This window comes from Agrobacterium vitis, assembly GCF_013337045.2.
Lineage (GTDB): Bacteria > Pseudomonadota > Alphaproteobacteria > Rhizobiales > Rhizobiaceae > Allorhizobium > Allorhizobium vitis_B.
Map to the genome: position 1 here is coordinate 2,454,223 of NZ_CP118259.1, position 19,749 is coordinate 2,473,971.

Below are 19,749 nucleotides of genomic sequence, written 5' to 3' on the forward strand. Positions count from 1 at the left end.
CGATTGCTCCCGACAAGGGAGAAAAAGCTGCGGATGCTTTATGCACCCGCAGCAAGTTTCAGGCTGGGAAGTTTTACGAGCCCTTGCCGCCGCACTTGCCGGACTTGACGTTGAAATTGCCGCAGTTCATCGGCAGGCGCCAATCGGCGATCAGGTCCTTGCTGTCGGGGAGGAAATCCGACCATTCATCGCCCACCACTTCCGGTGTCTGGGAGACGATGTCGAACTGGCCATTTTCCTGGACTTCGCCAATCAATACCGGCTTGGTGATGTAATGGCTCGGCATCATCGTGGCATAGCCGCCGGTGAGGTTCGGTACGGAAACGCCGACCAGCGCGTCGATGACCTTGTCGGGTTCGGCAGAGCCTGCCTTTTCGACGGCCTTCACCCACATGTTGAAGCCGATATAGGCGGCTTCCATCGGGTCGTTGGTCACACGCTTGTCGTTCTTGGTAAAGGCATGCCAGGTCTTGATGAATTCGGCATTGATGGGCGTATCGACGGATTCGAAGTAGTTCCAGGCGGCGAGATGGCCAACCAGCGGCTTGGTGTCGATACCGGCCAGTTCTTCTTCGCCAACCGAGAAGGCCATGACCGGAATGTCTTCCGCCTTGACGCCCTGGTTGCCAAGCTCCTTGTAGAACGGCACGTTGGCATCGCCATTGACGGTCGAGATAACAGCGGCTTTCTTGCCGGCCGAGCCGAATTTCTTGATGGCGGCGACTTCGGTCTGCCAGTCGGAGAAGCCGAAGGGCGTGTAGTTGACCATGATGTCTTCCTTCTTCACGCCCTTGGACAGAAGATAGGCTTCGAGAATCTTGTTGGTCGTGCGCGGATAGACATAGTCGGTGCCCTCAAGCACCCAGCGCTGCACGCCTTCGTTTTCCATCAGGTAATCGACGGCGGGAATGGCCTGCTGGTTGGGCGCAGCACCGGTATAGAATACGTTGCGCTCGCTTTCTTCACCCTCGAACTGCACGGGGTAGAACAGCACCGAATCCAGCTCCTTGAACACGGGCAGAACCGACTTGCGCGACACCGAGGTCCAGCAACCGAACACCGCCGAAACCTTGTCCTTGGAAATCAGCTCGCGGGCCTTTTCAGCAAACAGCGGCCAGTTGGAGGCCGGATCGACCACGACGGGCTCCAGCTTCTTGCCGAGAACACCGCCCTTCTTGTTCTGCTCGTCGATGAGCATCAACATGGCGTCCTTCAGCGTCGTTTCCGAAATCGCCATCGTGCCGGAGAGAGAATGCAGAATGCCGACCTTGATCGTGTCTTCGGCGGCAAACGCACCGTGGAAGGCGGTGGTGGACAGCATGGCACCGACAAGTGCGCTCGCCAGTTTGGACTTGAAGTTCATTTCAGGTTCCCCTCTTTTTGAATTCTGGAGTGAGGGGACTATCGGCTGCTGCGCTGCAAAATCGTATACGTCAATTGACGTAGGTCGCCGGGCAAGGCAGCGCTGTCCCCACAAAAACAGGGGATTGGCCGTCTAAAACTGCCGCCATCGGTTTATTATACTTGATTTTCATAGCATCTGAACCGTATTACCTAACAAGGATCTCATGGAGAGCATCCTCATAAACCGCTCATATAAGCAGATGCATGGTGGAGCGGCGATAATCTATTTCGAAAGTCATTCATGCCTTTTTCACCCCGGCGACGGCTTCTGAAGGAAGCGACCGCCGATGCTCACGCCGAGCTCGATGCGGTCATTGGCGATTTTTCCTCTCCTGCCGCCTACCGCGCCTATTTGCTCGGAATGGCTCGTTTCCGGCTGCCGTTGGAAGAGATGATTGTCCAACAGGCCCCCGAGGCACCCTTTGTCAGCTGGCCAGGCACCTGGAAGCCTGTCATGATCGGCAACGGGCTGCGCGCCGACCTGCAGACGCTTGAGTTGGAGGACGAGCGCTGGCAGGCGACGGTTCCCCAGCCGGAAGAGGCTGAAGACTGGCTTGGCCTGTTCTATGTGCTGGAAGGCTCGGCGCTTGGCGCAAAGCTTCTGGCGAAACGGGCCTCCCTGCTTGGGTACGGCCCCACCCATGGCGGGGCGCATCTTTTTGCCCAGGCCGGGAACTTTTCGAGCTGGCCCACGTTCTTACATCTTATGGAGGAGCTGCGGGATCTCGATGAAGGGAAGCTCGTGGCCTTTGCCAATGCAACCTTCGCTTATGCCTACGCTGCCTTCGAAAGCCCCATGCATGCCTCCGCAGACCGTTGATCTCACCAATTGCGACCGCGAACCTATCCATATTCCCGGCAGCATCCAGCCGCATGGCTGCCTGCTGGCCTGCGACGCGGAAATGGCCAAGGTTCTGCGCCATTCTGCCAATGTAGGTGACATGTTGGGGCTGGAGGGGCCGCTGAACGGCCTGGATGTCCACACGCTTCTGGGCGATGCTGCCACCCACGACCTGCGCAACGCGCTGGCGACGGCGCCTTCGGCCTCCCGGCCGGCGCTCATTCCCAATTTGCGTCTTCGCCCCACTCATGGCCTTGGAAAAGAACAGCTTTTCGACGTCAGCGTGCATCGCCAGCGCGCCACGGTCATCATCGAGTTCGAACCGGCCCATGACGGGCGCGATCCCTTGCAATTGGCCAGAGAAATGATCGGCCGGATCAAGGATGTCGACGACATGGACAAGCTGATCCGCACCTCCGCAAGGCTGGTGCGGGCGGTGCTCGGCTATGACAGGGTAATGATCTACCGCTTTGACAATGACGGCTCCGGCAAGGTGGTGAGCGAGGCCAAGTCGATGGAGCTGGAAAGCTTCCTTGGCCAGTATTTCCCTGCATCCGACATTCCCCAGCAGGCCCGCAAGCTCTATGTGCAAAATTCCATCCGGGTGATTTCCGGTGCAAGCGGCCACAAGGTGGCGATCGAGCCGGAACTGGATGCATCCGGTGAGCCGCTCGACCTGTCCTTTGCGCATTTGCGCAGTGTTTCGCCCATTCATCTGGAATATCTGCGCAATATGGGCGTCGGCGCGTCCATGTCGATCTCGATCCTGTTGAATGGCGAGCTTTGGGGCCTGATCGCCTGTCACCATTACCGCGAAAAGACCCTGTCGATGGCGCAACGGGTCGCCGCTGAATTGTTCGGCGAGTTTTTCTCCCTGACATTGCTTGCCCTTAAACAGAAACATAAGCTTGACCTGGCCACGGGCACACGCCAATCGCTGGACCGCTTCCTGCACCTTGCTTCCCACCACGAAAATCTTGAGGCGCTGTTTGGCGAATGCCTGCCGGAATTCAGCAGCCTCGTGCCCTGCGATGGCGCTGGCCTTTGGATGAACGGGACCTGGACGGCACTTGGCACCTGTCCGCCGCCTACCGAAATCGAACCGCTGATACGCTTCGTCAGCAGCGTTGCAGACGGACAGACCTGGGCCAGCCATGCCTTGTCCCAATTTCTGCCCAGAGCTGAAAGTTATTATAAGACAGTCTCCGGCGTCATGGTCGTGCCGCTCTCGGAAATACCCCGTGATTACCTGGTGTTTTTCCGCAAGGAACGGTTGCAAACGCTCAATTGGGCGGGCAATCCCGATAAATCCTATGAGATCGGACCGCTGGGCGACCGGCTGACGCCACGCAAGAGCTTCGCCATCTGGAAGGAAGCCGTCACAAAGCAATCGGACCATTGGAGCGAAAACGACAGGGAAATTGCGGAAGCCATTCGCGCCGTCACCGTCAAGGTAGTGCTCCGGCACAATGAGTTGATGCAGGAAGAGCGCAACAAGGCCGACATCCGTCAGCGCGTGCTGAATGAAGAATTGAACCACCGGGTCAAGAATATCCTGGCGGTGATCAAGTCGCTGATCGGTGTTCCCACCCGGCCAGAACACCAGTTGAGGGATTATGTCACCTCGCTGAAGGGCCGTGTCCACGCCCTGTCCCATGCCCATGACCAGGTGATCCGCGGCAGCGGCAGCGGCAATCTGAGCGAGTTGCTACAGGCCGAGCTTGGTCCTTACCGCACCGAGGGCACCACACTCTCGCTTGGTGGCCCGATGGTCGTGCTCGATAGCCGCGCCTATGCGGTCACGGCCCTGGTTATCCACGAGCTTGCCACCAATGCGGCGAAATACGGAGCACTTTCGCGCGTCGGTGGCACGCTTGACTTGACTTGGCGCTGGACGGGAGAGGGAGATTGTGAAATTCTCTGGACGGAAAGTGGCGGGCCAACGGTGACCGCGCCGACACGCCGGGGCTTTGGCTCCGCCTTGATAGACCGTAGCATTCCCTATGATCTCGGTGGTAAGAGCACCGTGAATTATAATCCACACGGCCTGAATGCGTATCTTTTGCTTCCTGCCCGTTTCCTGTCCGGTTTCGGACACGAGCCGGAAACCACACATGCCCCGCCCTCCGAGACAGAGACCCGATCCATGGCCAATATCGACAAAACCCTGCCGATCCTGCTGGTTGAAGACCAGATGCTGATTGCGATGGATGCCGAAATGATGCTGGGTGATGCCGGTTTCACCACGGTCATGACAGCAGGCTCCGTGCCGGAAGCCCTGGCGCAAATCAAGGTCACAGCCCCTGCCGTGGCCGTGCTCGACATCAACCTTGGCAATCATACCTCGGTGCCGGTGGCCCAGGAGCTGCACCAGCGGGGCATTCCCTTTCTGTTTGCCACCGGCTATGCCGAGCGGTCGATCATTCCGGAAGCCTTCGGCGACGTCACCATCATCAACAAACCCTATGACGGCGAGGCGCTGGCCGATGCGGTGATGAGCCTGTTGCGCCAACCGGATGCCACCACGGGCTAAATATAGAAAGAAACGATGGCCTGTCTGGTTTAACAACAACCCGACAGGCTTTCGCTGATACACCGAAATATAGTGCGCGTCGAAACGACGCTTGTCAGCCAGCCGTGCTGTTGCGCAGCTTTTCCGCTTCGGCGTAGAACTTCTTTTCCCACTCATTGTGGTTGTCGAGCCCCTCGCGGATGAAGGGCGTGAAGATCGCCATGTTCATCAGCGCCCAATTGACCAGACGGGCCGGGAATTTCAGCGGCTTGGCGAAATCGACGAACAGCACGACGCGGGTCTTGTCGGTATGGTTCCAGGCTTCGTGCTCATAGGCATCGTCGAAGATCAACACTTTGCCCTCTTCCCAGTGGCAGATCTGGTCCTTGACGCGGATGGCGATCTGGTCGCGCGGCTCCGGCACGATCATTCCCAGATGCAGGCGCAGCACGCCGTTATAGGGACCGCGATGGGCGGGCAGATGCTTGCCGGGTTCGAAAATCGAAAACATCACCGTGGTCAGGCCGGGAATGGCCTGCATGGCCTTCCAGGTTTCCGGGCAGGCCTTGATATTGGCCTCGGACTTCACACCGAAACCGAGGAGAAAGAAGGTCTTCCACCGATTGTCCGTGGAAATCGTCTTCACATCGGTGGAAATGTCCTGAAAACTCGGCAGCTCGCTCTGGCGCAGCAGGATCTGGTCCAGCTCGGCGCGAATGGCCGGATAGGCCTTTTCCACCTCTGCCACCCAGGGGAAAGTGGCATTGTCATAAACCGGCGGATTGCCAAGCTTGGCATATTTGTAATTCAGCTTTTCCGCCCAGGCGACGATGCCCATGAAAAACCGGGTAATGCGGCTTGGCCGGTCCATCGGCTGAATGCCTGATGTGCCGAAGGCTTGTTCATGGTCCGCACCGGTCGAAGTCTGAGAGGCTGGCATATCCATCGGTATCACTTTCTGATGCAAAAATTCCGTGCCGCGATGCCGATCACACCGGCGCAGGCGTTGAAAAATCCAAACGCCCGAAAAATGGAAAAATAGAGGCAAACCGGATTTCGTCCAGCCGCCACAACCCTGTCACCCCGCATCTTGTGAAATCACTGTCACAATTCCAGTTTCCAGCGCAATGGAAAAACAGCAGGAAGCGGCGCGAACATCGCCAAGCACCCTTGCAAAACCCCCGGCTTGCCGTGACAGTATCCATCCATCCTGTTTCCCATCAGAAAGCGCCAGAAGACCGGCATGGCCGCACGCCAACGCATCATTCCCGTCCGACGCCAATATAATCGCTGGGTGGCAGACCAGACGCTGGAAGATTATGCGCTGCGCTTCACCGCCAAAAGTGCGCGCCGGTTTTCCTCCAGCCGGATTTCCCAAACCGCCATCGGCGCGATCTCCTTTCTGGCATTGGAGGCGATTGGCGGCACGATCACGCTGTCCTATGGCACCACCAATGCGTTTTTCGCCATTCTGGTCGCTGCCGTCCTGATGCTGCTGGTTGGTCTGCCGATCAGCCGTTATGCGATCCGCGAAGGCGTGGATATCGATCTTCTGACCCGTGGCGCTGGCTTCGGCTATATCGGCTCGACGCTGACCTCGCTGATCTATGCCAGCTTCACCTTCATGCTGTTTGCCATCGAAGCCTCGATCATGACCGGGGCCTTGGCGCTGGCCTTCGGCATTCCCCCCTCGATCGGCTATATTATTTCGGCTGTTGTCGTCATTCCGCTGGTCACCTACGGCATTCAGCTGATTTCGAAATTCCAGCTTCTGACCCAGCCGATCTGGATCGTGCTGAATATCGCGCCCTTCGTGTTCATCGCCTTTCAGGACTGGGAGAAATTCGACCTCTGGCGGGCCTTTGCCGGCATTCACCAGTCCAATGCCGGAACGCAAAATATCGCGCCGTTTCGCCTCGCCGATTTTGGCGCCGCCTCCGCCGTCATCCTGGCGTTGATGCCACAGATTGGCGAGCAGGTGGATTTTCTGCGCTTCCTGCCGCCGGAGGGCGGGCGCAAATTGCACCACCGTTTCATGGTGTTTCTGGCCGGTGCAGGCTGGGTAGTGCTGGGCGTGCCAAAGCTGCTGGCCGGTTCCTTCCTCGCCGTGCTGACGCTCTCGACCGGTGTCAGCCTGAGCGAGGCCGCCGATCCCGCCCATATGTATCTGGCCGCCTTCGGCTATATCCTGCCCAATGAGACGCTGGCCATGCTGCTGATGGTCGCCTTCGTGGTGGTGTCGCAGTTGAAGATCAACGTGATGAACGCCTATGCAGGCTCGCTCGCCTGGTCGAATTTCTTCTCCCGCCTCACCCATAGCCATCCTGGCCGGGTGGTCTGGCTGGTGTTCAATGTCGGCATCGCTCTGCTGTTGATGGAGCTTGGCATCTACCGGCTGCTGGAAGCAACGCTCGGGATCTTCTCGATCATCGCCATGGCCTGGCTTTGCACCATTTCCGCCGATCTGTTCATCAACAAACGGTTGGGCCTTGCACCACCGGGCATCGAGTTCAAGCGCGCCCATCTCTATGACATCAACCCGGTCGGCTGCGGCACGCTGCTGATTTCGGCAGGTCTGGCGCTCACCGCCCATTTCGGCCTGTTCGGGCCGTTGATGGCCTCGCTCTCCACCTTCGTGACGCTGATCGCCTTCCTGATTTCGCCGCTGATCGCCTGGGGCACCAAGGGCAAATTCTATCTGGCCCGCAAGCCGCGCCATGCCTGGAAAAACCTTGGCCATATCACCTGTTCGATCTGCGAACATCCGTTCGAGCCTGAAGACATGGCCTGGTGCCCTGCCTATGCCGCGCCGATCTGTTCGCTGTGCTGCTCGCTGGACAGCCGCTGCCATGACATGTGCAAGCCGAAGGCCCGGCTGAACACGCAGGTCGGCACCGTCGCCCGCACTGTGCTGCCCAGCACGGTGATCGAGAAGCTGACGACCCGGCTTGGTCGCTATGCGATGACCAGTGTCGGGGCGATTTCGCTGGTGGGGGCGATTTTGGCGCTGATTGCCCATCAGGTCTCCGCCGCCTCGCCAGAAACCGAAGTGGTGGTCAATGCGACGATCCTGATCGTGTTCTTCGTGTTTTCGGTGATAGCTGGCATCGCCACCTGGTTCTACGTGCTGGCCCATGACAGCCGATTGGTGGCAGAAGAGGAATCCTATCGCCAGAACAGCCTGCTGTTGAAGGAAATCGCCGCCCACCGCAAAACCGACGCCGCGCTTCAGACCGCCAAGGAAACGGCGGAAGCCGCCAACCGCGCCAAGAGCCGCTACGTGGTTGGCCTCAGCCACGAATTGCGCACCCCGCTCAACGCCGTGATGGGCTATGCGCAATTGCTGGAGCAGGATGAGACCATTCCCGCCCCACGCCAATCCGCCATCCGGGTGATCCGCCGGTCCGCCGACCATCTTTCCGGGCTGATCGACGGGCTGCTGGATATTTCCAAGATCGAGGCGGGACGCTTACAAGTGTTTTCGGCCGAGCTGAACATCCACGATTTCCTCGACCAGATCCTCGACATGCTGCGCCCGCAGGCCGAGGCCAAGGGCCTGACCTTTACCCACACCCGCGCCAAGAACCTGCCGCAATATGTACGCGCCGACGAGAAACGGCTGCGCCAGATCCTCGTCAATCTTCTGTCCAACGCCATCAAATTCACCGATGCGGGCACGGTCAGCTTCGACATCGCCTATCGCAGCCAGGTCGCCAGCTTCACGGTGACCGATACCGGGCGCGGCATTGCGCAGAAAGACCTGAGCCGGATCTACGAACCCTTCCAGCGCGGCGAGGCCGACAATATCCGCCCGATGCCGGGGCTGGGGCTGGGGCTGACCATCACCAAGCTGCTCACCAATACGCTGGGCGGCGAAATTGCCGTGGAGAGCGAGAAGGATAAAGGCACGACCTTCCGGGTGCGGCTGATGCTGTCTTCCGTTGACCGGCCCAGCACGGCACCCAAGGCGGAACGCAAGATCCTCTCCTACGATGGCCCACGCCGCACCATCGTCGTGGTCGACGACAATGAGGATCACCGCGAACTGATGCGCGAGGCGCTGGCGCCCCTGGATTTCATCGTGCTGACCGCCACGGGTGGACCGGATTGTCTGGCGCTGATCGAAGGTGTCAAACCCGATCTTTTCCTGGTCGATATTTCCATGCCGGGCATGAACGGCTGGCAATTGGTCGAGCGGCTGCGCGATGCTGGCCAGAGCGCCCCGATCCTGATGCTGTCGGCCAATATCGGCGACGGCGCGGTGCGCGAGCCCGGCTCCGGCGGCCATAACGACGCCATCCCCAAGCCCGTCGACGTGAAAATGTTGCGCGACAAGCTGGCCCGCCACCTGAAACTGCGCTGGCTCTATGCCGAAGACATGCCCCCGCCCGCCCCCGCCTTGCCCGCAGGCACGCCGCGCGATCCCGGCCTTGCCCATCGCGAGGACCTGCGCAAGCTGGCCGAAATCGGCTATATCAGGGGCTTGGAAAACAAATTGCAGGAATTGGCCAAGACACCGGATATGCTGCCCTTCACCGACGAATTGCGCCCCTTCGTCCAGGCCTTCGACATGGCCGGGCTGATCGCCTGTCTTGATCGCTATCAGGAGGGCAAGGCATGAGCGTGCAGAGGCCATCGCCCAACCGCCAATCCATTGCCGGTCTTGCGCCGAGACATCCCCCAGCCGATCTCCCCACCCGAGGGGGAGATGGCCGGCAGGCCAGAGGGGGGCGACTTGGTGTAAAGGCTTGTTTTACGCAACGCCTCACTCCGTGGTCTGGCTTCGCCCCCCTCATCCGGCTGCCGCCACCTTCTCCCCGCTGGGGAGAAGAGACATGCCGTCCCGCCTGCTTTCCTTTTCTCCGCCCCTTGGACATCACAGACCATGGCTGAAACGACCTCCCCCCGCGATATCATCCTCCTCGTCGATGACAGTCCCGAAGCACTGGGCTTTTTGACCGACGCGCTGGAACAGTCAGGCTTTTCCGTGCTGATCGCCACGTCCGGCCAAGGGGCGCTGGGCATTGTCGAGCGGATCAGCCCCGACCTGATCCTGCTGGATGCTGTGATGCCCGGCATGGACGGGTTCGAGACCTGTCGACAGATCAAGGCCAATCCGGCGGTGGCGCAGGTGCCTGTCATCTTCATGACCGGCCTTAGCGAAACCGAACATGTGGTGCATGCCTTGGAAGTCGGCGGTGTCGATTACCTGACCAAGCCGATCAATATCGATGAGCTACGCGCCCGCATCCGCGTACATCTCGCTAATGCCCGGTCCGCCCAAAGCGCCCGTGTCGCGCTGGACGCCGCAGGCCGCCACCTGCTGGCCTTGCGCGCTGATGGCAGCCTGCTGTGGTCCACGCCGCAGGCCAGCCGCCTGATCACCACCGCCACCGGCCGCGAGGACGGGCTGGACACTGTGATCAAGGCGATTGGCGAATGGATGCAGGCCCGCGCAGCCTCAACACCTGCCGCAAACCCCTCGGCCCCATCCCGCGACGCCGCCCTGACCTTGCCGCTCGAAAACCACCCTGCCCTGCAAATCGCCTATCTCGGCGCCATGGCCGCCGACGAATACCTGTTCCGCCTCAGCGCTGGCGGCCAGCAACGCGAAGACGAACGCCTGCGCCAGGCCTTTGGCCTCACCCAGCGCGAATCCGAAGTCCTGCTGTGGATCGCCCGCGGCAAACCCAACCGCGACATCGGCGAAATCCTCGGCCTCGCCGCCCGCACGGTGAACAAGCATCTGGAACAGATCTATGTGAAGCTTGGCGTGGAAAATCGGGCATCTGCGGCGGTGAAGGCGGCGGCGGTGTTGAGGGTGGAGTGAGGGACGTATGCGTGGAAGCAACAAGCCTTCAGCCGAATACCAAGGCTCAAAGATACTCACGCATCCTCGCCTTGAAGAGATTATAAATATCTCAAATGCTTGTACCGCTTGAGGTAATTTTAAAATGAACAAGAAGAGCCATTTTCAATGAATCCCCCATACAAATCATTGGATCAAAATTTGGAAGCAGTTTTTCCATCCAAAGAAAATAACAAAATCACACTTATATCAAACAACTGCACGACACCATAGACAAAAATAATTGTATTCATATTATTTATTAGAATAATTCAACAACCTCTCACCAAAAGTGGAATCATTATTTGTTTTCACTGAATCCGATATATTATTGAAATAATTTCGACTTGGCTGCTCAATATATTTATTTATAAGAAATGCCATATATATAATCAGAATGAATACGGCAACAACTATAACATTTGAAATAATTGGCAATGAAGGAACCATAATTTTGATTCCATACCCGTGCCATTGATCCGGAAAATGTTCACTCCATCTGAAAAAGAGGCCCTTTTGAGCAAGTATTTGCAAACCTAGTGACACTGAGCTTAAGAAAAATGCATGGGATATATAGATAGTGTAGGAAATATTCCCTAGCAGCTCAAAGGGCTTGGCTTTCAGAAGTAAAGACATCCAACTCTTTTCGAACGAAAAGACGGCAACGACGACCGCGAATATAAAAGGCGCAATATAGGAAAGCGGTGACGCGCCGACCTGATAAATGAAAACAGCGCATGCAATCACCGCAAGAGGCTCCAGAATGGAAAACAACACCTTCCCACTCTCCACCCCAAGCTCTACGCGGCTACGAATTCCAGCCGTTATTGCATAGGTAAACACACCAACGAAAAACCCGAAAAGGCAACGGTAAATGGCGTAATCGAATATAGTATCCATATATCGTGCAGAATAATTAATAAGAATTAATGCACTTGAAATTAGAATAAACAAAGATATAAATGTAACAACGTATTTTTTGTTTCTAAAAGCAAAAATAATAAGCGAAAATAAAATATATACATAGAATTCAGAGCTAATGCTCCACGATGGCGAGTTCCATGTCGGGGTATCGTTAAAGCCCAAAGATTGAAGCAAAAATAGATTTGTTAGAATTGCATAGAACGAGGTTTCTCCCGTAAAAATCCGATCAAAAGATGCAATTCCATATCCATTTGCGAGATATCTGAATATTTCCAAGGCAATCATCAGCACGAGAAACATAAAATGTAGTGGATAAACCCGACCGAACCGTCTCACGATAAACGCAAAAACATCACCTGAATTCCGAATAGATGACAAATAGGCGTGAGATAAAACAAACCCACTCAGAACAAAGAAAAAATCAACAAAAAGAAAACTATGCTCAATAAATTTCAGACCATGGAAAACACCCGCATAGATTTTTCCCATGATTTCGATGTGGAAAAAAACCACCATCAATGCAGAAATTCCACGCAAAGAATCAAGCGCAACAAATCTCATCTTACAAATCCCACCACAAAGGAAAGTATATATAGAGAAATATCGATTTATTCGGAAAAAAATGATATAAGTGAAATTAATTTCACGTCATCAAAGCATCTCATGCATTAACATGCAATGCCTTTTTCCACTCATTTTCAGAACAAGTCACAAAACAGTGCCAATGATAAATCTATAGGCAAATTTGTGAGAAAAAGACCAGCTCAGATTGATGTTCCCTCTGGAGATGGGTTGAGAAAGGGTCACCGCACACAAACAATCGCTCCAGTGGATCAATTGTACAGACGAACGCCCCGATATCATGACTCGAAGGTGTGGACCGCATTCGCGCCTTGACGGCATTACAAATATCTCAAATGCTTGAACCGCTTGAGAAATTTTCAAAAGTAATAGGATGAGCTAGCTTCAATGTCTCTTCGTATTATTCTTGCGCATCCGGATTGGTGCTATGGGCGTTTCGCTGGCTGGCGAGAAACTCTCGCCCGCGCCGAAGGGCAACCCCCGGATCGGATCCACGGTGATATTCCTCAAGGATGATCTGGGTAATCTGTTGGCGCACCTCGCTTCTGCCCAGGTCTGCCCCGTCGGCCACGGAACTCTCTTGCGGATTGAGCAACCGGCGGGCGTCCTCCAGCCGATGTTGAAGATTGGTGGCGGCGTCGAGCAGCATATGGTCCATTTCGTCGCCCGGCTCCGGCATATCCTCCGGTCTCAGTTGGAAGTGCTGCGGTGGCGAAAGATGGTCCCCGGAGGGGACTGGACCGTCTTCCCCCGTCTTCTGCCTGTAGCGCAGCACCAGCGCCAGCACGGTCGCCACGAAAACCGGTGGCACGACGATAACAAGAGCTTTCACCCAATCGGATGTCGATTGCCACGTATAGAAAAGATCAGCCCAGACATTGTAATCCGCCATTGTCCATTCCTCCCACGCTTGAAAACGAGCGATCACCAGAGAACTGTCTCTGGTGATCGGGGAGTTCGTAAGCCGGTAAAAAAACGACCGCCTCGACCTTTAAGCCGAAGCTCTGGACATACGCCGAGGCCTCCCCGACCATAGAGAATGGTAGAGAGCGAACCGTATAGACACAGTTCACCACCTCAGCCACAAACCTATGGCTGAGGGGTGTCATTTTAACGATCGACACTGACCGTTTTTAACCGGGGTTACGACGCCCCAAGACCGGCTCGTTACAACCGATCTCACCCTTGTCTTAGCGCATAACGAGTAGGGAGGAAAAGAGGGGATTGGTGCGATTTTGAACGGGGGAAAATTGTCGGCGTTGTGCGTGGCGTGTACCCCCCTCTGTCCTGCCGGACATCTCCCCCTCAAGGGTGGAGATCGACAAGAGGCAAGCTTCTTGCTTCACATTACTTTTCAGAGGTCGGGGAAGACGCAACTTTATCTGCTGAAACGGGCGATTTCGCCTATCCGATCTCCCCCCTTGAGGGGGAGATGGCTGGCAAGCCAGAGGGGGACACCCCTGCACCAAGGCCAACGTTCCCCAGAACCACAGACTTCTTGGTCAAACGATTGAACTGACCGTGCGAAATAATCAGCACCAAGCATGTTCCCTGTTGTTCGACGCTGGATATGCGAGCAAGCAACACCAACCAGATATCGCCACGCTCCCTTACATCAACTCTTCACCGACAGGCTCACTATGAAGCCATTCCCGACCTTCTTCAGAGACTTCCGCAGACTCATCGCATTTGGACAGCAATTCCTCCAGCGTGTACCGAGGCCGCTCCTGCGGCTCGATCACCAGACAACCATTGTCGAACGTCATAACGACCGTTGCCCCATCAACGAGATCCGGTCATCAACGCAAGTAGATAAAACCTCAGCTTGAAATATAATGATTTCGGTGGCAAGCAGTTAAATATAAGGTATTTTCAAAAGAGCGAATTGGGATTATGTTATGCGCCATAATATATTTTTGCTGATTATATCTTCTGCGTTCGCATTTTTTGCTCAGCATACAGCAAGTGCGCGCTTTATATCTCCAGATAGCTGGGACCCCAATATTTCGGGTGTTGGAACGAACAGGTATTCGTATGCAAGCAATAATCCGGTAAACAAAAGTGACCGCAACGGCCATGCGGATGGCGGTGAGATTCAAATCGATTCTTTCGATCGCCATGAAATAGAAAGAAATGAAACAGCTTCAAGAGAAGCTCAGGACTTAGGCCGCACCTACAGTGTTGAAAGCCAAGCCTCTCTAATGCCAGGCAATGAGGACGAAGAAGGCAGGCAGCGAAACAGAGAATATGTGTCAAAGACTTTTGACGGAATGACACCGACGCTTCAAGAGCGATCGGCCTTAATCAATCATGAGCCAGGACGGTTTTGGGAGTTGCGAAGCCTCCAAAATGATCCAATCGCTGTACATGGTTTAAATTCTCTAAACCCTAAAAATACTATAATGGATTATATTACTGGGGGACATGCAATCAACAATCGCGTCGAGGGAATGTCTTTAAAGTATAATTGGCAGAGCGCAAATATCAGTGCGATCAGAGAACGACTGATGCAAGAGCATTTAAGAGCAGTAGACGCAGATAAAATTGGAAAATTTGGTTTATTAAATCCCGGACAAGTTTACGATTATCACGCAAAAGTCTTCGGGGAATTTGGATTGCCCGCTGGAACATTTGGTGGATCGCCTGCTTTTGGATTTCGCGTTGAATCCTATGTTACAAGCGGCATTTGGTGTTCCTCATGCGACACTCATTAAAAATCATATCGCTGTTTTGTCTGCAATTAATAGCTGTAGGAGCATCAAAAACAGAAAATACAATGGAATATTCTTTCGAATCAAACGACGAAATTACATATAAAACAATAACAATTGGAAATATAGAATTTAAAATACCTGCGTCTTTTGTCATTTCCCAACCCAATGACGCATGGTATTATAAAATACTAGGCCTTGACACGGACAAAAGCGCATCTCTAACCATTCCAGCCAATACAATAATTAAGAAAATTCATAATTATGAAAAAAATACGGAACTATTATCAAGCGATCTATATTTAAGAATAAACCCGTTATCCGATTTTGAATTTTGGGCTTACTCCAAAAATCCTGAAATCATGACATATATTGCAAACCCTCGATACCATGCCACCAAAAGCGAACAAGGATATATTTTAAAAAAACCGCACAGCGACGAATGGTATCTATTTTCTGTTGAACCTGCGGCTATCCAAGACAAAACTGATGTTTTTTCATTCTGGCTTGGCACATGCGCAGACGTTACAACAACTCAGACACAAAGTGGCCACATAACTAGATGCGACAGCTATGCAGCATACGATAAATTAATTATCAATTTCACTGTCTACGGCGAGAATATTTCATTAATACCAGAAATACGCGAATATATAAAAAATCAATTATCTGAATGGAAATTAAAAAAATAATCCAGCAATTAATACCAAGTCTCTGACATGCTGACGCATCCTCGACTTGAAGAAAATGAAAATATCTCAAATGCGTCAGAGGCTTGAGATATTTTCAAGGGGAATACGAAGAGTCATTTTCAATGAATCTTCGTATAAGATCGCCAAAGCACCTAAATTGGGCAATCCGATTTGCGCTGACGACTGGGAAGCCTCACGGCATAACACCCATGCGCGCCTGATCGATGAAATCCGGTAAGGCCTTCCATCACAATTTGATCGACAGCCGCTAGTCCTACCAGCACCATCACAACAAAGCAGCCGCAGAGCTTCCACTCTGCGGCTGAAAAATCTCATATCTGCTTCAGGCAAGCCACACCGGCCAGCCCTCACCCCATCAAGCCGCCAAGGCTTGAGCATCCCGTGGAATTTCCACATCGATCTCCAGGATCGACACGTGCTCATCACGGTCCACCTTGATGCGAACCTTGTCGGCATCGACCTGGACGTGTTTGGAGATGACGGCCAGGATTTCCTCGCGCAGGATGGCGACGAGGTCGGAGCCTTGGGCGGCGCGTTCGTGGGCGAGCAGGACTTGCAGCCGTTCGCGCGCCATCGGCGCCGAGGTTGGCCTGCGGAACAGGTTGAAGATGCTCATGCGGCCCTCCGTGCGAAAATCTTGCCGAACAGGCCACGCTTTTCCTCGGGCATGGAAACCGGAATTTCCTCACCGGCCAGACGGCGGGCAGCTTCGAAATAGGCCTGGGCAGGAAGGCTCTTGGCATCAGCCAGCGTCACCGGCGCGCCGATATTGGAGGCTTTCAGCACGTCCATGCTTTCCGGGATGATGCCAAGCAGCGGGATGGAGAGGATTTCCAGGACGTCCTCGACCTTCAGCATATCGCCGCGCTGGGCGCGGACGGCATCGTAGCGGGTCAGCAGCAGGTGCTTTTCCATCCGCTCGCCGCGCTCGGCCTTCAGGGTCTTTGAATCCAGCAGGCCAATGATCCGGTCCGAATCGCGCACCGAGGACACTTCGGGGTTGGTGACGACCACGGCGACATCGGCGTGGCGCATGGCCAGCGTCGCACCGCGTTCAATCCCGGCCGGGCTATCGCAGATTACCCAGTCGAAATGCTTTTTCAGCTCGGTAATTACCCATTCCACGCCTTCGGGCGTCAGATTGTCCTTGTCGCGGGTCTGCGAAGCAGGCAGCAGGTACAGCGTATCGACCCGCTTGTCGCGGATCAGCGCCTGCGGCAGCTTGGCATCGCCCTGGATGACATTGACGAGATCGTAGACCACCCGGCGCTCGGCGCCCATGACCAGATCGAGATTGCGCAGACCGACATCAAAATCGATGACGACAACCTTGTCGCCGCGCTGGGCAAGTGCCGCACCAAGGGCAGCCGTGGAGGTCGTCTTGCCGACGCCGCCCTTGCCTGATGTCACAACGATGACCTTCCCCATTTCATTCTCCTGTCTTTCGCCGCATGCGGCACAAGCTTCGGGTCGCGCTGGACCAAATTTCCAGCGTATTAAACGTCAACTTTAACCAGCGGAGTCGGCGTCAAGCTGACGTCCGCACGGCACAAACCAGCATCAGGCCATTTTTTCAGCCTTGATGACATCGTCTTCCAGCCAGAGCTGGACCGGTTTGCCCAGTAATTCCGGCGGCATGTCCTCGGCCATCTTGTAGATCCCGTCGATGGCGAGCAGCTCGGCCTCCATCTTGCGGCAGAAAATCCGCGCCGATGCATTGCCGACCGACCCCGCCATCGCCCGGCCCCGCAAGGCGCCGTAGATATGGATCGACCCACCGGCAATGATTTCAGCGCCTGAGGCAACCGAGCCGATCACCGTCACATCGCCTTCGGTGAAAATCACCGACTGGCCAGAGCGCACCGGTTCACGCAGCAGCAGGGATTGCACCACGGAGCGCGCCTGCGGCGCGGTGATCATGGCCTGGGGTGTTTCAGTCTCCCCAATCTCATCAGCCTTGCCGGAGGCTTTGGTGGCTTTACCAGTCTTTTTCTTGTCTTCGGCTGGTGATGATTCAGGGTCAACCTTTGGCACGTCCACATCGGACACCGGACGGCCACCCTTCAGGATCGGCGGCATGCCGCGTTCCACCATCGAGGGACGCGCGCCTTCCAGACCCATGATGCTGACATTGCGGCTGGAAAGCTCGGCGATCAACGCCTTCAACTCATCCCGGCTGATCGCCAGTTCCGCCACATCGAGAACCACCGGGCGGCCAAGGAAAAATCCGGCTGAGCGCGAGGCCAGATCGTCCAGCCTTTCCAGCCAGTTATCGACCGGCAGGTCCGGTGAAAGCACCACCGCCAGAAACGAACGGCCTTTGATGCGGATTGAGCGGGGTTCTGTTAGCACTTCGGTCATCTTTATGAACAAATCGTTGAGATGGTTTACGGCTGATTTGGTTAACAAAAGGTTAACGCGGCCCTTCAATCCGTTAAGACAAACGATATTGATGATGCTAATTGGTTATAATATTCAAATCGTTAGAAAATTAATTTTGCGGTTGCACGCAAGCGTCACACAAGTGTGCGACGCAAAAAGCCCGGCGCAAGGCCGGGCTTTCGTTTCCGCTGGTAAAGTCAGCAGAAATTAGTTTTCGAAGTAGGAATACTTGCCGTCAGGGCCCTTCTTCCAGGTGTACATCACGTAGTCGGGACGGGTGATGTCGCCCTTGGCGTCAAAGCCGATCGAGCCGATAACGGTCGTGAACGGACCCTTGGCCTTCATGGTTTCAGCAACCTTTTCCGCATCGGTGGAACCGGCAGCTTTGGCAGCCTCTGCAATGATCTGCAGGGCAGCGTAGGAATACAGCGTATAGGCTTCGGGCTCGAAGCCAGCATCGCGGAACTTCTTGACCGCGTCCTTGGCGTTCGGGTTGTTACGCGGATCCGGCGGGAAGGTCATCAGCGTGCCATTGACGGCATCGCCAGCAATCGAGGCCAGTTCGTTGGACGTGATACCGTCGCCCGACATCAGGGTCGCCTTGACGCCCTGGTCAGCCATCTGACGCAGGATCAGGCCAGCTTCCGTGTGCAGACCGCCGAAGTAAACCACGCCAACGCCGGCTTCCTTCATCTTGGCGATCAGGGCCGAATAGTCCTTTTCACCGGGAGTGATGCCTTCGTAGATGACTTCCTTGACGCCCAGACCATTCATGGCCTTCTTGGTTTCGTCAGCAAGACCCTGACCGTAAGGGGTCTTGTCATGAATGACGGCAACCTTCACGCCCTTGAACTTTTCAGCAATGTATTTGCCGGCAACCGCGCCCTGCTGGTCATCACGACCGCAGGTGCGGAACGTGTTCCACATGCCGCGCTCGGTGAATTTCGGATTGGTCGAGGCTGGCGTGATCTGCAAAATGCCATTTTCGGCATACACGTCCGAAGCCGGGATCGATACGCCCGAGTTGAAGTGGCCGATCACATATTTGACGCCATCGGCCACGAATTTGTTGGCGACGGAAACGCCCTGCTTGGCATCCGACACGTCGTCGCCGAGCACGATCTTGATCTTTTCGCCATTGATGCCGCCAGCTGCGTTGATATCGGCAGCGGCCTGTTCGGCACCCTTCTGGAGCTGTGCGCCGAAAGCAGCGTTCGGGCCTGTCAGGGGACCGCCGACACCGACGATGATGTCAGCCCAGGCGGTGCCGCTGAAGGCAACCATGGCTGTCAGCGCCACGGCTGAAAGAAGCGACTTCTTCATTCTGATACTCCCAGTTTTTAGGGCGGGCTTATTTCGATCCCCCGCGCAACACCCACCTAGATTGCGCCGGAAAACTCTTCCACTCTTTATTATTGCAATTTCCCCGGCCATCAGAGGCGAGAAAGACGGTGCTGTCAATCTTTCTTCTTCCAGGAAAGTGGGGAAGTTTTTTCATAGAGCCAGTAATAGTTACCGGCCATCTGGCGGGTGCGTCGCTGGCGGAAACCGACCATCGAAAACACCAGCAGAACGACAAAATCCATCGCGTAAAGACCGAGATCCAGCATCGGCCCTTCAAACAAGGCATGGTGGAGAAACCGCATGACCAGCGCCAGCAGCAGCGTGTAGATCACCACCCGGCCATAGCCTTCCCAGTTTTCGGCAACGGCCTTGCCGGTGCGCCATGCGGTCCAGAAACCGAGCAGCACCACGAGAAAACGCAGCACCATCCGCACCTGGTCATCCGTATCGAAAAACAAACCCTGCATGTCTTTTCCCCTCCGGGGTCT

Annotated in this window: 17 protein-coding genes; 6 read left to right on the forward strand and 11 right to left on the reverse strand. The window is 55.2% G+C overall.

Annotation, left to right across the window (positions count from 1 at the left end; translation table 11 throughout):
- Positions 1-73: 73 nt before the first annotated feature.
- Positions 74-1,363, reverse strand: a complete 1,290-nt coding sequence (gene urtA / locus G6L01_RS11855; protein ID WP_060718135.1) for an urea ABC transporter substrate-binding protein — start codon at positions 1,361-1,363, stop codon at positions 74-76.
- Between the two features lie 282 nt (positions 1,364-1,645).
- Between urtA and G6L01_RS11860 the strand changes: the two genes are divergently transcribed.
- Both G6L01_RS11860 and G6L01_RS11865 read left to right on the forward strand, forming a co-directional pair.
- Positions 1,646-2,224, forward strand: a complete 579-nt coding sequence (locus G6L01_RS11860) for a biliverdin-producing heme oxygenase (protein ID WP_070166564.1) — start codon at positions 1,646-1,648, stop codon at positions 2,222-2,224.
- Positions 2,205-4,778 carry an HWE histidine kinase domain-containing protein gene (locus G6L01_RS11865; RefSeq protein WP_070166565.1) on the forward strand — a complete coding sequence of 858 codons (2,574 nt, stop codon included), beginning with the start codon at positions 2,205-2,207 and terminating at the stop codon, positions 4,776-4,778. The genes G6L01_RS11860 and G6L01_RS11865 overlap by 20 nt, the downstream gene beginning before the upstream one ends.
- A gap of 94 nt (positions 4,779-4,872) precedes the next feature.
- Here the strand turns inward: G6L01_RS11865 and olsC are convergent, their stop codons facing one another.
- Entirely contained in the window at positions 4,873-5,703 is an 831-nt protein-coding gene (gene olsC / locus G6L01_RS11870; RefSeq protein WP_081344168.1) for an ornithine lipid ester-linked acyl 2-hydroxylase OlsC, read from the reverse strand.
- Between the two features lie 297 nt (positions 5,704-6,000).
- Here olsC and G6L01_RS11875 point away from each other — a divergent pair, with 297 nt between their 5' ends.
- A complete protein-coding gene (locus G6L01_RS11875) occupies positions 6,001-9,378 on the forward strand; it encodes a hybrid sensor histidine kinase/response regulator (RefSeq protein WP_070166566.1) in 3,378 nt (1,125 codons plus the stop codon).
- Positions 9,379-9,642: 264 nt separating this feature from the next.
- Positions 9,643-10,587 carry a response regulator transcription factor gene (locus tag G6L01_RS11880; protein ID WP_070166567.1) on the forward strand — a complete coding sequence of 315 codons (945 nt, stop codon included), beginning with the start codon at positions 9,643-9,645 and terminating at the stop codon, positions 10,585-10,587.
- A 273-nt stretch (positions 10,588-10,860) separates the two neighbouring features.
- Here the strand turns inward: G6L01_RS11880 and G6L01_RS11885 are convergent, their stop codons facing one another.
- The 4 genes from G6L01_RS11885 to G6L01_RS11900 form a co-directional block, all read right to left on the reverse strand.
- The gene (locus G6L01_RS11885) at positions 10,861-12,090 is read right to left on the reverse strand and encodes an acyltransferase family protein (RefSeq protein ID WP_081344169.1); all 1,230 of its coding nucleotides are present in this window, start codon (positions 12,088-12,090) and stop codon (positions 10,861-10,863) included.
- Positions 12,091-12,511: 421 nt separating this feature from the next.
- Positions 12,512-13,003 carry a hypothetical protein gene (locus G6L01_RS11890; RefSeq protein ID WP_070166570.1) on the reverse strand — a complete coding sequence of 164 codons (492 nt, stop codon included), beginning with the start codon at positions 13,001-13,003 and terminating at the stop codon, positions 12,512-12,514.
- A 512-nt stretch (positions 13,004-13,515) separates the two neighbouring features.
- Positions 13,516-13,698 carry a hypothetical protein gene (locus G6L01_RS11895; RefSeq protein ID WP_427832959.1) on the reverse strand — a complete coding sequence of 61 codons (183 nt, stop codon included), beginning with the start codon at positions 13,696-13,698 and terminating at the stop codon, positions 13,516-13,518.
- A 23-nt stretch (positions 13,699-13,721) separates the two neighbouring features.
- Positions 13,722-13,877 carry an AbrB/MazE/SpoVT family DNA-binding domain-containing protein gene (locus tag G6L01_RS11900; protein ID WP_174089256.1) on the reverse strand — a complete coding sequence of 52 codons (156 nt, stop codon included), beginning with the start codon at positions 13,875-13,877 and terminating at the stop codon, positions 13,722-13,724.
- Positions 13,878-14,009: 132 nt separating this feature from the next.
- Between G6L01_RS11900 and G6L01_RS11905 the strand changes: the two genes are divergently transcribed.
- Together G6L01_RS11905 and G6L01_RS11910 are read left to right on the forward strand one after the other, a co-directional pair.
- A complete protein-coding gene (locus G6L01_RS11905; RefSeq protein ID WP_174089257.1) occupies positions 14,010-14,825 on the forward strand; it encodes an RHS repeat-associated core domain-containing protein in 816 nt (271 codons plus the stop codon).
- Between the two features lie 62 nt (positions 14,826-14,887).
- Positions 14,888-15,514, forward strand: a complete 627-nt coding sequence (locus G6L01_RS11910; protein ID WP_139190213.1) for a hypothetical protein — start codon at positions 14,888-14,890, stop codon at positions 15,512-15,514.
- Between the two features lie 376 nt (positions 15,515-15,890).
- Here G6L01_RS11910 and minE read toward each other — a convergent pair whose 3' ends face one another.
- The 5 genes from minE to G6L01_RS11935 all read right to left on the reverse strand — a co-directional run bounded on the left by minE (position 15,891) and on the right by G6L01_RS11935 (position 19,728).
- On the reverse strand, positions 15,891-16,151 hold the full coding sequence (gene minE / locus G6L01_RS11915) for a cell division topological specificity factor MinE (RefSeq protein ID WP_015916929.1): 261 nt from the start codon (positions 16,149-16,151) through the stop codon (positions 15,891-15,893).
- Positions 16,148-16,963 carry a septum site-determining protein MinD gene (gene minD / locus G6L01_RS11920; RefSeq protein WP_015916930.1) on the reverse strand — a complete coding sequence of 272 codons (816 nt, stop codon included), beginning with the start codon at positions 16,961-16,963 and terminating at the stop codon, positions 16,148-16,150. Before minD ends, minE begins: the two co-directional genes overlap by 4 nt.
- A gap of 132 nt (positions 16,964-17,095) precedes the next feature.
- Positions 17,096-17,896 (reverse strand): septum site-determining protein MinC, encoded by an 801-nt coding sequence (minC, locus tag G6L01_RS11925; protein ID WP_070166571.1) that lies wholly within the window; start codon positions 17,894-17,896, stop codon positions 17,096-17,098.
- 228 nt (positions 17,897-18,124) lie between these two features.
- Positions 18,125-19,240 (reverse strand): branched-chain amino acid ABC transporter substrate-binding protein, encoded by a 1,116-nt coding sequence (locus G6L01_RS11930; RefSeq protein WP_070166572.1) that lies wholly within the window; start codon positions 19,238-19,240, stop codon positions 18,125-18,127.
- Positions 19,241-19,374: 134 nt separating this feature from the next.
- On the reverse strand, positions 19,375-19,728 hold the full coding sequence (locus G6L01_RS11935; protein ID WP_070166573.1) for a DUF6867 family protein: 354 nt from the start codon (positions 19,726-19,728) through the stop codon (positions 19,375-19,377).
- Between the last annotated feature and the right edge of the window lie 21 nt (positions 19,729-19,749).

Bases quoted from the DNA above. Each gene is read 5' to 3' on its own strand.
- G6L01_RS11875 (WP_070166566.1), top strand. From the start codon at position 6,001: ATGGCCGCACGCCAACGCATCATTCCCGTCCGACGCCAATATAATCGC.
- G6L01_RS11930 (WP_070166572.1), bottom strand. From the start codon at position 19,240: ATGAAGAAGTCGCTTCTTTCAGCCGTGGCGCTGACAGCCATGGTTGCC.
- olsC (WP_081344168.1), bottom strand. From the start codon at position 5,703: ATGGATATGCCAGCCTCTCAGACTTCGACCGGTGCGGACCATGAACAA.
- G6L01_RS11880 (WP_070166567.1), top strand. From the start codon at position 9,643: ATGGCTGAAACGACCTCCCCCCGCGATATCATCCTCCTCGTCGATGAC.
- G6L01_RS11905 (WP_174089257.1), top strand. From the start codon at position 14,010: ATGCGCCATAATATATTTTTGCTGATTATATCTTCTGCGTTCGCATTT.
- minC (WP_070166571.1), bottom strand. From the start codon at position 17,896: ATGACCGAAGTGCTAACAGAACCCCGCTCAATCCGCATCAAAGGCCGT.
- G6L01_RS11900 (WP_174089256.1), bottom strand. From the start codon at position 13,877: ATGACGTTCGACAATGGTTGTCTGGTGATCGAGCCGCAGGAGCGGCCT.
- G6L01_RS11865 (WP_070166565.1), top strand. From the start codon at position 2,205: ATGCCTCCGCAGACCGTTGATCTCACCAATTGCGACCGCGAACCTATC.
- G6L01_RS11860 (WP_070166564.1), top strand. From the start codon at position 1,646: ATGCCTTTTTCACCCCGGCGACGGCTTCTGAAGGAAGCGACCGCCGAT.
- G6L01_RS11935 (WP_070166573.1), bottom strand. From the start codon at position 19,728: ATGCAGGGTTTGTTTTTCGATACGGATGACCAGGTGCGGATGGTGCTG.
- minE (WP_015916929.1), bottom strand. From the start codon at position 16,151: ATGAGCATCTTCAACCTGTTCCGCAGGCCAACCTCGGCGCCGATGGCG.
- minD (WP_015916930.1), bottom strand. From the start codon at position 16,963: ATGGGGAAGGTCATCGTTGTGACATCAGGCAAGGGCGGCGTCGGCAAG.
- urtA (WP_060718135.1), bottom strand. From the start codon at position 1,363: ATGAACTTCAAGTCCAAACTGGCGAGCGCACTTGTCGGTGCCATGCTG.
- G6L01_RS11910 (WP_139190213.1), top strand. From the start codon at position 14,888: ATGGAATATTCTTTCGAATCAAACGACGAAATTACATATAAAACAATA.
- G6L01_RS11890 (WP_070166570.1), bottom strand. From the start codon at position 13,003: ATGGCGGATTACAATGTCTGGGCTGATCTTTTCTATACGTGGCAATCG.
- G6L01_RS11885 (WP_081344169.1), bottom strand. From the start codon at position 12,090: ATGAGATTTGTTGCGCTTGATTCTTTGCGTGGAATTTCTGCATTGATG.